This window comes from Massilia haematophila (genome assembly GCF_042647645.1).
Lineage (GTDB): Bacteria > Pseudomonadota > Gammaproteobacteria > Burkholderiales > Burkholderiaceae_D > Telluria > Telluria haematophila.
Window position 1 is genome coordinate 5,533,300 of the sequence record NZ_JBHRVV010000001.1, and the last position, 14,644, is coordinate 5,547,943.

Here is a 14,644-nt window from a genome sequence, read left to right on the forward strand (position 1 = left end):
CACGCCATCGAAAGGAAGTCAACATGTGGATCGTCCGACTCCTTGCGGCCGCGATGTGCACCGTGGGCCTGGTCGACGCCATGCCGGCCCTGGCGCAGGACGCCGCGCGCACCCAGGCCGAAGTGCGACAACTGCTCGACTTCGTCGGCGCGTCCAGCTGCCAGTTCGAGCGCAACGGCAAGTGGCATGACGCCGGGCCGGCGCGCAGCCACCTGGAACGCAAGTACGACTACCTGCGGGAGCGCAAGCTGGTGCCGAACGCCGAAGCCTTCATCGCGCGCGCCGCCACCGAAAGCAGCCTCAGCGGCAAGCCCTACCGGGCGCGTTGCGGCGATGCCCAGCCGATTCCGAGCGCGCAGTGGTTGAGTACTGAGCTCAAGCGCGTGCGCGTCGCACAAAAGCAGTCGACTTCCTGAGATTGTCGTTTTGCTGTCATCGGCACGACATTTTTGTTTGTTTTAATGCATCGGTCTGCGCGACACAAGCGCAGGCCGGGCCCGCGTGACGCCGCCATCCAGGCCGTCGCCAGCCCTCCAGTCCGTCGCCGGACCAGTCCGGCCGATCCCACTTTGGAGAATGCTCAGCATGACAAACAAGGACCTCTCGCCGTCGCGGCGCAACCTGCTCAAAGGCATGGCCAGTGCGTCGGCACTGCCCTTCGTCGGCGCCTTTGCCGCAATGCAGACGCAACAGGCGCTGGCCGCCAACGGCGCCACGACCCTCATCCCCAGTCCGTACGGCCCGATTGCCCCGGCCAGGGACATGACGACCGGCCTTCCGCTGCTGCAACTGCCGCCGGGCTTTACCTATAAAAGCTTCGGCTGGCGCGGCGACCTGATGACCGACGGCAAAGCCTGTCCGGGCGGCCATGACGGCATGGGCGTGGTCGTCGCGCGCAAGGTCGGCCGCAGCAGCGAGCTGGTGCTGGTGCGTAACCACGAGATCGGCTCTACGGCCCCGGCCAACTTCCTGAACGCGCCCGGCGTCTACGACAGCGGCAGCAGCAGCGCCGGGTCCAACAACCGCTTCGGCGGCGGCACCACCAACCTGGTCTTCCGCGACGGACACTGGGTCAGCATGACCCCGAGCCTGGGCGGGACCCAGACCAACTGTGCAGGAGGCATCACGCCCTGGGGCACCTGGCTCAGCTGCGAAGAAGTCGGTTCGGACGCCATCAGCCCGGCCGGCAAGAAGCACGGCTATGTGTTCGAGGTGCATGCCGATCCGAAGCTGACCACCGGCCTGCCGATCGTCGGCATGGGCCGCTTCGCGCACGAGGCCGCGGCCGTCGATCCAGTGACCGGCATGGTCTACCAGACCGAGGACTCCTCGGGCAAGTCCGGCTTCTACCGTTATGTGCCGGACGTGCGCAGCGGTGCGCCGGGCTCGCTGGCCATGGGCGGCGTGCTGCAGATGGCGAAAGTGAAGGGCAGCCCGAACGTGAACCTGGCCACCGCGACGGTCGACGCGACCTACGAACTGGAATGGGTGACGATCGCCGACCCGGACCGCAACCGCGGCGACGCCGAGGGTCCGACCGGCATCCGGATCACGAATGCCGCCGGCCCCTTCGTGCAGGGCTGGGTGCAGGGCGCGCTGCGCATGAACCGCGGCGAAGGCATCTGGTATGCGCAAGGCAAGATGTACGTGATGGACACCTCGGGCGGTGCCGTCTCGCGCGGCGCGATCTGGGAGCTCGACCTCGCTAGCCAAGTCCTGAAGTGCATCTACTCGAGCCCGAGCCCGCTGGTCGGCAACATGGGCGACAACCTGACGGTCAGCCCGCGCAACGCGCTGCTGGTCTGCGAGGACGCCTCGACCGCCGCCACCGATTCCTTCGGCTTCGGCCAGCGCCTGATGGGCATCACCGACGCCGGCGACGCCTACATCTTCGCCAAGAACAACGTGATGCTCAGCGCTGCCCAGCTGCAGGGCGCGAACAAGCTGGTCGCGCTCGCGGGTGACCACCGCGGCAACGAGTTCGCCGGCGCCTGCTTCGACCCGACCGGCCGCTACCTGTTCGTCAACATCCAGACGCCGGGCATCACCTTCGCGATCACCGGTCCCTGGGCCAGGGGCCCGCTGTAAATCCAACATAGACAAGGGGAGCACCATGACCATCACCAAATCCATCCTCGCCTTTGCCGCCGCGATGACGCTGGTCGCATCGAGCCACGCCGCCGTCCTGCTCACGTCGGAACTATCGGCCGGCAACACGGTTACCGACTACAGCAGCGCCGGCAGCGTCTCCTTCGACCTCGACCTGGAAAAGCTGGGCACCAGCCGTTTCAGCTTCGCGATCGAGGAACAAGACCTGCTCGGCCCGCTGAGCCTGAACGCCATCGTGCGCAACCTGAGCGGCACGGCGCTGAACCAGTTCGTCTTCAAGTTGAGCGGCATCGGCTTCGCCTCGTATGGCAGCGTGATGCCGACCTTCGGCACGCTCGGCCAGGTCACGCAAGCGCCGGACTACGCGCACATCGGCTTCGCCAAGCCTGAATGGGCGGAATTCCACTTCGGCAACCCCTTGCTCGTCGACGGGGCCGGCGACTGGTTCCTCGACACGCGCGGCCTGAACGTGGGCGACCGCTTCGCTATCGTGGCCACGGTGCCGGAACCGTCCTCGCTGGCGCTGGTGTTGCCGCTGCTGGGCATGGCGGGACTGATGGCACGTCGTCGTCGGGGATAGCGCAGGTGAAACAATCATGCCGCCCTACCCGGCGTGATTGTTTCCAGTAAGCATCTATGGACTACCGTTAATTACCGCACTGGCGCTTTCGAATTGCTGGGCTAGCCTAAACCGCTAGCCTGACATTCGAAAGTGCCCCATGCTCGACACCCCTCTCTACCAGTCGATCTTCGCCAGTTTCCCGATTGGCGCCTATATCCTGTCCCCGAGCGAGGATCCGGTCATCCTTGACGTCAACGAGGCCTTTCTGTGCAATGTCGCCCACACCCGGGAGCAACTGGTCGGGCAGCGCCTGTTCGTCGCCTTGCCCGCGCCGCCGGACGATCCGGACGACCCCGCCAGCAATGGCGTGATGGCGCTGCGCAATTCGCTGGCGCGGGTGATCGCGACCGGCCAGCCGCAATCGATGCCGACCCAGCGTTACCCGATCCGCTCGCGTGGCCGGGACGGGAACGAGGTCTTCGTCGAGCGCTTCTGGAATGCCACGAATACGCCCATTTTTGATGCCGCCGGCAAGCTGCTGTGCATCTACCACGTGACGATCGAGGTCACGGCGCAGAAGAAGGCGGAAGAGGCCCTGCGCCTGAGCCGGCGCGAAGCGCTCGAGGCGGCGCGCCAGGCCGAGGCGGGACGGGCGCGGCTGGACGCGGTGCTGCAGGCGGCGCCGGTGGGCATCGTGCTGGCCGATGCGAGCGGCCGGGTGCTGGAGTCGAACGCTGCCCATGACGCGCTGTGGTGCCGACACGGCCTGCCGGCCGACAAGCCGCTCGATTTTGCCGAATGGAAGGGTTGGTGGGCCGACGGTTCTGCACGCCATGGCCAGCCGGTCCTTGATGACGAGTGGCCCCTGGCCCTGGCGCTGCATGGCCAGACCAGCGCACCCCACCTGATCGAGATCGAGACTTTCGACACTGCCCACCAGCGCCGCATCGTGGTTTGTTCGGCCGCGCCGGTGCGCGCGCCCGGCGGCGCCATCGACGCCGCGGTCGTGGTCGTGCTCGACATGACCGAGCGCCTGCGCGCCGAGGCCGCGCTGCGCGAGGCCGACCGGCGCAAGGACGAGTTCCTGGCGATGCTCGCGCACGAGCTGCGCAACCCGCTGGCGCCGATCATGGCGGCGGCCGAGCTGCTGGCCCAGGGCGGCGCCGCGCCCGAGACCGTGCGCCAGGCCAGCGGGATCATCGCGCGCCAGGCGCGCCACCTGACCGGGCTGGTGGACGACCTGCTCGATGTCTCGCGCGTGACGCGCGGCCTGGTGGTGGTCGACAAGGGCCGCATCGAACTGGGCGCGGTGCTGGCCGAGGCGGTCGAGCAGGTGCAGCCGCTGGTCGCCTCGCGCCGCCACCGGCTCGAGGTCGATCTCGCCGCGGAGCCGCTGGTCGTCTCGGGCGACGCCAAGCGCCTGGTGCAGGTGGTGGCGAACCTGCTCAATAACGCTGCCAAGTACACGCCGCCGGGCGGCCATATCCGCCTGCAGGCCGGCGCGGAGAAGGGCGAAGCCTGCATCCAGGTGAGCGACGACGGTATCGGCATGAGCCGCGAACTGATCGGGCGCGCCTTCGAGCTGTTCGCCCAGGCCGAGCGCGATGCCGACCGCGCCCAGGGCGGGCTCGGCATCGGCCTGGCGGTGGTGCAGCGCCTGGTCGACCTGCACGGCGGCCGGGTCGAGGCGTACAGCGCGGGCCCGGGGCAGGGCAGCCGTTTCGTGCTGCGGCTGCCGCTGGTGCAGGACGGCGCCAGCGCCGTGCAGCCGGTGGCTGGTCCCATCGCAGCGCCGGCGCGGCCGCTGTGCGTCACGGTCGTCGACGACAACCTCGATGCGGCGCAAATGCTGTCGATGATGGTGGGGCACTTCGGCCACGCCGTGCACGTCGCCCACACCGCGGCGGCGGCGCTGGAGATTGCGCGCTGCACGCCCAGCGACGCCTACCTGCTCGACATCGGCTTGCCCGGCATGGATGGCTACGCCCTGGTGCGCATGCTGCGCGGCGAAGCACGCACGGCCGGGGCGGTGCTGGTCGCGGTGACCGGTTACAGCGGCGAGGAAGCACGCCGCAGGGCCCTCGAAGCGGGCTTCGACCATCACTTCGTGAAGCCGGTGAAAGGGGGCGAACTGCGCCTGCTGCTGCGCGACCTGGCACGGGCGCGCGGCTGCCTGTTGCAGGAAAGAAGTGCCTTGGCGCCAGCTCGACAATAAACGAAGAAGCTGCAAGATGTTAGAAGTTTAAGCTTTAATGTGGGAAATCTTGCCGTCCAAGTTGCCAGTTTTAGCCGACAGGTCTATCGGAGTGGTCTTACAGGGGTACGAGCCTGAAGCGGTGTCATCGGGACGTTTTGCTGACTACCATGTCCCTGTCTCAGCCAATTTCGAGCTGGGGTTTTAACTCACCAAGGAGGCAATCATGGCATCGAACAACCAAGGTGGTAATAACGGTAACCAGGGCAACAAGCAGAGCGGCGATACCAGCAACCGCGGCTTCGCATCGATGGATCCGCAGCGTCAGCGCGAGATCGCCAGCGAAGGCGGCCGTGCAGCGCACGCATCGGGCAACGCCCACGAGTTCACCTCGGAAGAAGCGCGCCGTGCAGGCTCGATGAGCCACAAGAACGACGGCAACAACCAGAGCGGCGGGGGTGGCAGCCAGCAGAGCGGCGGTGGCCAGGGTGGCAACCAGGCCGGCAACCAGGGTGGCAATACCCGCGGCGGCTCGCCGGAGCAGCACGCCAAGGCCGGCTCGCAGAGCCACAAGAACGACGACAAGCGCTAAGCTTGTAGTCCAGCTCCCACTTGCCGTCGCCGCGATGCGGGGCGGCAAGCCAAGGTTCCGTGAGTGGTACGGAGCGCCGGATGCTTTGCGTCCGGCGCTTCGTGTCATCCCGGCCATTGTTCATTCGAACCAACGCCATCCCGTCCCCCAACGCACGCCGCCTTCACCCACCCGCACGTTCAACGGCGCCGTCTGGCACAATCCCCCTTTTGCCTGTCTGCATGAAAGCGGCGGGCACGACCGATGGGAGTGGCGAGTTGTTGACTGGCGTATTGTGCGGCGTGCTGGCGGGCGCCCTGTGGGGAATGGTGTTCATCGTGCCCGAGCTGCTGCCGGGCTTTTCGCCGGTCGAGCTGGCGGTGGGGCGCTACGTCGCCTATGGCGCAATCTCGCTCGGGCTGATGCTGCCCGGCCTGGCCGCGCTGCTGCGCCGGCTGACGCCGCAGGATGGGTGGGCACTGCTGCGCCAGTCGCTGTCCGGCAACCTGGTCTATTACATCTTCGTCGCGCTCGGCGTGCAGCTGGCCGGCGTCGGGCCAACCTCGCTGATCGTCGGCCTGGTGCCGGTCTCGGTCACGCTGTTCGGCCGCCGCGACCGCGGCGCCGTGCCGCTCGCACGCCTGCTGGCGCCGCTGGCAGTGGTGGCGGCGGCGATCGTCTGCATCAACGTCGATGTGCTGGGCCATGTCCAGGCCGGCGGCGGTGCGCTCTCGACGACACTGCTGGGCGTGGCCTGCGCCGCCGGCGCGCTGGCGTGCTGGACCTGGTACGCCATCGACAACGCGCGCTACCTGAAGCGCAACCCGCAGTTCAGCAGCGCCCAATGGTCGTCGCTGTACGGCCTGGCCAGTGGCCTGGTAGCGCTGCCGATCGGCCTGGTCGCCGTGATCATGCACCATTCTGGTGCGTCCGACGGCCCCGCGCGCGACTGGACCATGTTCTGGATCTGCAACCTGCTGCTGGCGCTGGGCGCCTCGGTGATCGGCAACCAGCTGTGGAACGTCGCCAGCCGGCGCCTGCCCGTGACCCTGACCGGCCAGCTGATCCTGTTCGAGACCGTTGCGGCCATGCTCTACGGTTTCGCCTGGCGCGGCCAGGCGCCGCGCCTGCTGGAAATCGTCGCCATCGTGCTGCTGGTCGCCGGCGTGACCTGGTCGGTGCGCCTGCACACCGAGCGGCCGCGCGGCAAGCTGCCTGCGCACGAAGAAGAAACGGCCGCGCTGGCGCCGCAGAAGCCGGCTTTGTGACGCGAAAGCGCACGAAAGCGAACGTATCGTCCGGATAAGCTTGCCGATTCGCAGTCCTGGCGGACGCAGGGGACATGTCCAGTACAATGATTTATTTCCTTATGGCAACTAGCTTGCTACAAATAATTCAATGGACAGATTTCCCGACGCGGTCCTTGTGCCCGTCAGCACGCTCAAGCTGTCCGAACTGATTGGCTCGCTCAGTTACGCGCTCGACCTCACCGAAGGCCAGCCCGAAGGGCATTGCGTGCGTTCCTGCTGGATCGGCATGCAGGTTGGCCGCGAAGCCGGGCTCGCGCCGCAGCAGCTGTGGGAGCTGTATTACACCTTGCTGCTGAAGGACATCGGCTGCAGCAGCAATGCCGCCCGCATCTGCGAACTCTACCTGACCGACGACCTGCGCTTCAAGCACGACTTCAAGCTGGTGCGCCACAGCACGCCGCAGCTGATCGCCTTCGTTCTCAAGCACACCGGCCTGAAGGTCGGCCTGGCCGAGCGCTTTCGCGCCGTGCTGGCGATGCTGCGCGGCGGGGAGGACACGGCCCAGGAACTGATCGTCACGCGCTGCTCGCGCGGCGCCGCGATCGCGCGCCTGTTGCGTTTTCCGGAAAGCGTCGCGGCCGGCATCTACAGCCTGGACGAGCACTACAACGGCAAGGGACGCCCGAGCCGCCTGGAAGGGGAGGCGATCCCGGTGTATGCGCGCATCGCCATGCTGGCCCAGCTGGTCGACGTCTTCCACAGCGCCGGCGGCGCCGAGGCGGCGCTGGCCGAGCTGCGCCACCGCACCGGCTCCTGGCTCGATCCGCGGCTGGTGCGCGCCTTCGAGCGCGTGGCCGCCGGCGACGGCTTCTGGACCCGGCTGGCCGCGCCCGACCTGGACGCCACCGTATTCGCGATGGAGCCGGCGGGGCACACCATGCCGATCGACGACGACTACCTGGACGACATCGCCACCGCCTTCGGCCAGGTGGTCGATTCGAAAAGTCCCTATACGAGCGGCCACAGCGCACGCGTGGCCCGGTACACCGACGCGGTCGCCGAGTCGCTCGGCCTGCCGTCCGAACGGCGCCGCTGGCTCAAGCGGGCGGCGCTGCTGCACGATGTCGGCAAGCTCGGGGTCAGCAACAGCATCCTCGACAAGCCCGGCACGCTCGACCGCGAGGAATGGGCGCAGGTACGCCGCCACGCCGAATTCACCGAGACCATCCTGACCCGGATCGACGCCTTCGCCGAACTGGGACGCATCGCCGGCGCCCACCACGAGCGGCTCGACGGCAGCGGCTATCCGCGCGGCCTGGCTGCGCACGAGATCGCGCTGGAGACGCGCATCATCACCACCGCCGACATCTTCGATGCCATTACCGCCGAGCGTCCCTACCGCGCGGCGATCCCGCCGGGGCAGGCGCTGGCGATGATGGAAAAGACCGTCGGCACCGCGCTCGATCCACGCTGCTTCGCGGCCCTGCGCGACGCGGTCGTGCGCGTGGATGGGTGATCGCCCGGCGCTGATCGGCCGGTGAGCCGGCGTGGGTTCGAGAACCCACCCTACAAGCAGCGCATCGGTAGGGTGGGTTCTTGAACCCACGCGGTGCGGGCTGGACCGCGGCAGGCCTGCACCTGCTGTACCATGTTGCGATTCACGTCACTTCATGGACCACCCGATGCGTCTTCGCACTCCAGCCCTCGCCGCGGCCTGCGCCGCCTTCAGCCTGTCCTTGTCCGCCTTCGCCCAGGAAGCGCCGACCTTGAAAGAGCCGGCGCTGCGCGCCCACCTGTCCTTCCTGGCCGACGACCTGCTGGAAGGCCGCGGCACCGGCCAGCGCGGCGGCGAACTGACGGTGCGCTACCTGGAAACCCAGGCCGCCGCGATCGGCCTGCAGCCGCTGCCGAACGGCGGCTACCGCCAGCCGGTGCCGATCCAGGGCACGCGGCTGGTGAGCGGCAGCGTCGTGTTCGACGCCGGCGGCAAGCGCATCGCCCCCAAGCCGGGCGAAGGCATCGTGTTCGGCACCGCCAGCGGCAAGAACGAGGTTGCCTTCGACGCGCCGCTGGTCTTCGTCGGCTACGGCGTCTCGGCGCCCGAGGAACAGTGGGACGACTACAAGGGCCAGGACGTGAAAGGCAAGATCCTGGTCATGATGGTCGACGATCCGCAGCCGACGGCCGAGGAGCCGAACCGCTTCGCCGGCAAGGCCTACACCTGGTACGGCCGCTGGGTCTATAAATTCGAGGAAGCGGCGCGCCGCGGCGCGGCCGGGGCGCTCCTGATCCATACCACGCCGTCGGCGTCGTATGCCTGGAGCGTGCCGGCCAACAGCTTCTCGCACGAGCGCTTCCGACTGGCCGGTCCAGGCAACCCGATCGAAGGCTGGCTGCAGGAAGACACGGCGCGCGCGCTGTTCGCCGCCGCCGGCGTCGACCTCGATACCCTGCGCGCCCAGGCCGAGCGGCGCGATTTCAAGCCGGTCGAGCTGAAGACCGCGGCGCGCGTGCAGATGACATCGACCGTGCGCCAGGTCGAGCAGTTCAACGTGGTCGGGATCGTTCCCGGCCTTGATCCGAAACTGAAGGAGCAGGCAGTGGTGTATTCGGCCCACTGGGACCACTTCGGCATCGACGAAAAGCTCGGCAGCGGCCGCGACCACGTCTTCAACGGCGCGATCGACAACGCCACCGGCACCGCCGCGCTGCTGGCGATGGCCGCCGAAGCGGTGCGCAAGCCGGCGCGCCGCACCCAGGTGTTCCTGTGGCCGGCGGCCGAGGAGCAGGGCCTGCTGGGCAGCGCCGCCTATGTCGCCAATCCGGTCGTGCCGCTGGCGAAGACGGCCGCCGACCTGAATCTCGACAGCCTGAATTTCGTCGGCCGCACCAGGGACATCGGCGTGCCCGGCGCCGAGCGCAGCAGCCTGTACGACACCGCCGCCGGCGTGGCGAAGAAGATGGGCCTGAAGCTGGCCCCGAGCATTCCCGACATGTCCGGCGCCTACTTCCGCGCCGACCACTTCAGTTTCGCCAAGGCGGGCGTGCCGGCCTTTAACGTCGGTTCGGCCGTGTTCTCGGGCGACGGCCACTTCGAGTTCGAGCACGGCCAGGCCCAGGCCAGCGCGAAGATGGTCGGCTACAAGAAGGACTACCACCAGGTAACGGACGAGTACCGGCCGGAGTGGGATTTGTCGGGCATGCTGCAGCAGGCCCAGTTCACCCTGAACCTGGGCTATGCGGTGGCAAATGCGCCGGCCATGCCGACCTGGAAGAAGGGCGATCCCTTCGGCAGCGTCAAGCGCTAAGGCCAGTCGGGAAGGCGGGCTGCGGGAAGATCCGGCCCTTGCCGGCGCGCTTGGCCTGGTACATGCGCTCGTCGGCCTCGCGGATCAGCTTTTCCGGGCTGGCCTGGCCGCCCGGTACGAACAGGGCCAGGCCGATGCTGGCGCCGACCTGGGCCGCGGCAGCGCCGATCGGCACCGGCCGGCCGATGGCCTCGATGATCTTGGCCGCCGCCACGTGGGCGCAGCCGCCGTCGGCCAGGCCCTCGAGCAGCACGGTGAACTCGTCGCCGGCCAGGCGGAACACGCTGTCGGTCTTGCGCACCACGCCGCGCAGGCGCGCCGCGATCTCGGCCAGCAGGCGGTCGCCGGCCTCGTGCCCGAGCCTGTCGTTGACGGCCTTGAAGCCGTCCAGGCCGATGAACAGCAGGCCCAGGCTCCGGCCGCTGCGGGTGGCGCGGGCTTGCGCGATCGGCAGGACCTCGAACAGGGCGCGCCGGTTCGATAGTCCGGTCAGCGCGTCGTGCCGCGATTCGTATTCGCGTTGCGCTTCAGCCTGCTTGCGTTCCGAAATATCGTGCAGGAAGGCGCTGAACATCCGCTGCCCGCGAATTTCCAGCGCGTTCATGCGCACCTCGACCGTCAGGCGCGAACCGTCGCGCCGCACGGCCGGCAGTTCGAGCCGCTTGCCCAGCACGGTCGACTCCCCGTGCGTGAGGTAGCGCAGCATGCCCTCGCGGTGGGCGCGCGCCAGCTCGGGCGGGATGATCAGCCCTTCGAGCGGCCGGCCGACCGCTTCCAGGGCGGCGTAGCCGAAGGTCTGTTCGGCGGCGCGGTTCCAGACGGTGACGATGCCGGTCTCGTCCAGGCCGATGTAGGCATCGTTGGCGCTCTCGAGCACACTGCGCAGTTCCAGCTCGCGTTCGCGCAGTTCGCGCGTGCGGCTGGCCACGCGCGCCTCGAGCTCGGCGTGCAGGGCGCCCAGCGCCGCCTGCGCCTCCTTCTGGGCCTGGATGTCCTTCACCATCACCACGAAATATGCGACCTCGCCGGCCGCATCGCGCTTGCAGCTCACGTTCAGGTTGGCCCAGACCACGCTGCCGTCCTTGCGCACGTAGCGCTTGTCGAGCTGGTATCGTTCGCGGGCGCCGGTGCGCAGGCACGCGGCCAGTTCCAGGTCGGAGTCGAGGTCGTCGGGATGGGTGATGTCCTGGAAGGTCAGTTGCCGCAGTTCGTCCTCGGTGTAGCCGACGATCTCGCACATGGCGCGGTTGACGTTGATCCAGCCGCCGTCCGGCGCGACCAGCGCCATGCCGATGCTGGCAAGGTCGAAGATCGAGCGAAAGGCCGCCTCGCTGGCGCCGCGCACCGCTTCCGCATGGCGCAGGTGGCGCCCGGCCAGCGCCAGGTGCTCGCGGTACTGCACTTCCTTCTGCACCATTTCGGCCAGGTCGATCATGACGCACAATTCGTCGGCCGTCAGCACGCGTGCATGGTCGTCGAGCGCGCACAGGGTACCGATCGGGAGCCCGGCGCTCGAGCGGATCGGCACGCCGGCGTAGAAGCGGATGTGGGGCGCCCCCGTCACCAGCGGATTGTCGGCGAAGCGCGCGTCGCTGCGCGCGTCGGACACGACCAGCGGCTGGTCCTGCAGGATGGCATGGGCGCAGAAGGCCTGCGTGCGCGGCATCGCGCGCTCTTGCATGCCGACGCACGACTTGAAGCATTGGCGCTCGGCGTCGACCAGGGAGAACAGGGCGATCGGCACCTTCAGCAGGCGCGCCACCAGGCGGGTGATGCGGTCGAGGACCTCCTCGGCATCGGTGTCGAGCAGGCCGAGCGCGTCCAGCAATTTCTGGCGTTCGGCTTCGGCGGGGTGGGGACTGGCTGCGGGCATGGATTCGGTGCGGGGCCGGCCGCGGCCGGACGCCGTGTGGCTTGTGGTTGCCCTGCACTGTAGCAGATCGTATGCACGCCCCTGCGCGCACCTTGTTGCATGCAAATATCACAAGAACTTGGCCCGATGACATGGCGAACTGAGCCAGGGCTGTCGTATTTATGCAATGCACCCCGTTCAGTTCACACTTTTTTTCGCTCCCTTAACAATTCTTCATCGAGTTCCCGTCGAGCTCGCCGTAATCTCCTTTCCGTGTGGCAATTTACTGCCGCTGAGGCGCCGCGCGCCCGCAACACATCATTTGGAGAAAACGTGACTGAATCAAGCAAGCTCGACGAGCTGGAAGTGCTGTCCTTCCGGCTCGGGCAGGAAGAATACGGGATCAGCATCCTGAAGGTGCAGGAGATCCGCGGCTACGACGCGGTGACGCGCATCGCCAGTGCGCCGGCCTTCCTGAAGGGCGTGATCAACCTGCGCGGCCAGATCGTGCCGATCGTCGACATGCGCATCAAGTTCAACCTGGGCAAGGCGGAGTACGACAGTTTCACCGTCGTCATCATCCTGAACATCGGCAGCCACGTGATCGGCATGGTGGTCGACAGCGTGTCGGACGTGATCACGCTCGCGCCCGAACAGGTGCGTCCGGCCCCGGCGCTGGGCGGCGGCATCGATGCCGAGCACCTGCTGGGCCTGGGGACGGTCGGCGAACGCATGCTGATCCTGCTCGATATCGAGCGCCTGCTGGCTTCGCCCGAGATGGGCCTGATCAATTCCATGGCCGAAGCGGCCTGACGTCTCTATTTAATCTTTAATTTTCATGAATCTTTCGAACCTGAACATCGCAAAGCGCCTGGCCATCGGCTTCGGCATCGTCGGCGTCCTGCTGCTGGGCAGCCAGATATTCGCCATCAACATGGTGTCGCGGGTCAGCGCCGGCACGGCCGAGTTGGCCGAACGCAGTATTCCGAACACGAACGCCACCAGTGCGGTGCTGGCGGAAATCAACGATGTCGCTGTCGCACTACGCAACATGATGCTGGATGCCGACCCGGCAGATCGCCAGAAGCAGCTCGATGAGATCGAAAGCTCGCGCCGCACCAGCCAGGAAAAACTGGCGGAGCTGAACAAGCGGCTGACGAAGCCGGATACGCGGGCGATCCTCGAGCGCATGCTGGCGGCAAACGAGAAATATGTGCAGGGCCAGCAGGAGCTGATCAAGCGCATCGAGGCCGGCGACGAGCAGGGTGCGCGCGACTTCCTGAAGACGGTCCTGCGTCCGGCGCTCGCCGAGCTGAAGGGGGCCGTCAACGACCAGATCGCGCTGCAGCAGAAGATGGCCACCACGCGCGCCGAAGAGGCCCACGCCACCGAGCAGTCGACGCGCCTGATGATGATCGTGCTGTCCCTGGTCTCGCTGGCGATCGCCGCCCTGGTCGCCTGGTGGAATACCCGCTCGATCACCCGTCCGTTGGCGCGCGCGCTGGATGTGGCGAACACCGTCGCCGCCGGCGACCTGACCAGCCGCATCGAGGTCACCGGCCGCGACGAGACCGGCATGCTGCTGCAGGCCCTGAAGTCCATGAACGAAAACCTGGTGCGCACCGTCACCACGGTCCGCAGCGGCACCGACACCATCGGCACCGCGGCCGCCGAAGTCGCGGCCGGCAGCCTGGACCTGTCCTCGCGCACCGAGCAGCAGGCCTCCTCGCTGGAAGAGACCGCGTCCTCGATGGAGGAACTGACCTCGACCGTCAAGCAGAATGCCGACAATGCGCGCCAGGCGAATACCCTGGCCGAGGCGGCGTCGAACGTGGCCGAGCGCGGCGGGCGCGTGATCGGCGACGTGGTCGGCACGATGGACCAGATCAATACCTCGGCCGGCAAGATCGCCGACATCATCGGCGTCATCGACGGCATCGCCTTCCAGACCAATATCCTGGCGCTGAACGCGGCCGTGGAAGCGGCGCGCGCCGGCGAGCAGGGCCGCGGCTTTGCCGTGGTCGCGACCGAAGTGCGCAACCTGGCCCAGCGCTCGGCCGCGGCCGCCAAGGAAATCAAGGGCCTGATCGGCGACTCGACCCAGGCCGTGGCAGCGGGCAGCAAGCTGGTGAGCGAGGCCGGCGCGACCATGACCGAGATCGTCGAGAGCGTGCGCCGCGTGACCGACATCATGAGCGAGATCACCGCCGCCAGCGGCGAGCAGACCGCCGGCATCGAGCAGATCAACGAAGCCGTGGCCCAGATGGACCAGGTGACCCAGCAGAACGCTGCCCTGGTCGAGCAGGCCGCCGCCGCGTCGGCCGCGATGCAGGAGCAGGCCGGCAAGCTGGCCGAGGCGGTGAGCGTATTCCGCGTCGACGCGCACGCCGTGGCGCAGCCTGCCGCCGCCCAGCCGGTCGCTCCCGTGGTGCGCACCGCGCCGGCCCGCCCGGCCCTGGCCAAGCCCGCCGCCCGCCCGGCACCGGCGCGCAAGCCGGCATCGAAGCCGGCCGCCGCCAAGGCCAGCGCCGACGCGGAATGGGAAGAGTTCTGATCCCGTTTAGCCTGATCGACTGAAGAAGGGCCTGCGTCATGCAGGCCCTTTTTTTGTTGGCTCTGGAGTAGGGCGTAGGGTGGGTTCTCGAACCCACGCGCTACCCGGCCGGCATCACCGCGGCCTGGCATTCACCGCCTTGAACCGCCGCCCACGGCCCCGCTGCATTCTCTCAGGCAAAGCTGCGCAAACCCCACCCACCTCCGTGCTAGCATCGAACCACCTTGACCAGGAGGACCGACAC

At 67.8% G+C, this 14,644-nt stretch carries 11 protein-coding genes; 10 read left to right on the forward strand and 1 reads right to left on the reverse strand.

Annotated elements, in window-relative coordinates; translation table 11 throughout:
* Positions 1-23 precede the first annotated feature (23 nt).
* From ACFOPH_RS24545 to ACFOPH_RS24580, 8 genes are all read left to right on the forward strand, one after another.
* Positions 24-416, forward strand: a complete 393-nt coding sequence (locus ACFOPH_RS24545; protein ID WP_379737763.1) for a YfeK family protein — start codon at positions 24-26, stop codon at positions 414-416.
* A gap of 169 nt (positions 417-585) precedes the next feature.
* Positions 586-2,088 (forward strand): PhoX family protein, encoded by a 1,503-nt coding sequence (locus tag ACFOPH_RS24550; protein ID WP_312548959.1) that lies wholly within the window; start codon positions 586-588, stop codon positions 2,086-2,088.
* A gap of 25 nt (positions 2,089-2,113) precedes the next feature.
* On the forward strand, positions 2,114-2,689 hold the full coding sequence (locus tag ACFOPH_RS24555; RefSeq protein ID WP_379737765.1) for a PEP-CTERM sorting domain-containing protein: 576 nt from the start codon (positions 2,114-2,116) through the stop codon (positions 2,687-2,689).
* Between the two features lie 139 nt (positions 2,690-2,828).
* A complete protein-coding gene (locus tag ACFOPH_RS24560) occupies positions 2,829-4,886 on the forward strand; it encodes a hybrid sensor histidine kinase/response regulator (RefSeq protein WP_379737767.1) in 2,058 nt (685 codons plus the stop codon).
* A gap of 205 nt (positions 4,887-5,091) precedes the next feature.
* A complete protein-coding gene (locus ACFOPH_RS24565) occupies positions 5,092-5,457 on the forward strand; it encodes a KGG domain-containing protein (RefSeq protein ID WP_312548963.1) in 366 nt (121 codons plus the stop codon).
* A 257-nt stretch (positions 5,458-5,714) separates the two neighbouring features.
* Positions 5,715-6,704 (forward strand): DMT family transporter, encoded by a 990-nt coding sequence (locus tag ACFOPH_RS24570; protein ID WP_312548964.1) that lies wholly within the window; start codon positions 5,715-5,717, stop codon positions 6,702-6,704.
* A gap of 130 nt (positions 6,705-6,834) precedes the next feature.
* The gene (locus tag ACFOPH_RS24575) at positions 6,835-8,202 is read left to right on the forward strand and encodes an HD-GYP domain-containing protein (protein WP_379737769.1); all 1,368 of its coding nucleotides are present in this window, start codon (positions 6,835-6,837) and stop codon (positions 8,200-8,202) included.
* A gap of 166 nt (positions 8,203-8,368) precedes the next feature.
* Positions 8,369-9,994 (forward strand): M28 family peptidase, encoded by a 1,626-nt coding sequence (locus ACFOPH_RS24580; RefSeq protein WP_312548967.1) that lies wholly within the window; start codon positions 8,369-8,371, stop codon positions 9,992-9,994.
* On the opposite strand, the gene ACFOPH_RS24585 is transcribed toward ACFOPH_RS24580, so the two are convergent.
* Complete coding sequence (locus tag ACFOPH_RS24585; RefSeq protein WP_379737771.1) at positions 9,984-11,867, reverse strand: PAS domain S-box protein; 1,884 nt, start codon at positions 11,865-11,867, stop codon at positions 9,984-9,986. The two genes, ACFOPH_RS24580 and ACFOPH_RS24585, sit on opposite strands and share 11 nt — an antisense overlap.
* Before the next feature lie 312 nt (positions 11,868-12,179).
* On the opposite strand from ACFOPH_RS24585, the gene ACFOPH_RS24590 reads away from it, so the two are divergent.
* Positions 12,180-12,659 (forward strand): chemotaxis protein CheW, encoded by a 480-nt coding sequence (locus ACFOPH_RS24590; protein WP_312548970.1) that lies wholly within the window; start codon positions 12,180-12,182, stop codon positions 12,657-12,659.
* 25 nt (positions 12,660-12,684) lie between these two features.
* Entirely contained in the window at positions 12,685-14,400 is a 1,716-nt protein-coding gene (locus ACFOPH_RS24595) for a methyl-accepting chemotaxis protein (protein WP_379737773.1), read from the forward strand.
* The last annotated feature ends 244 nt before the right edge of the window (positions 14,401-14,644 follow it).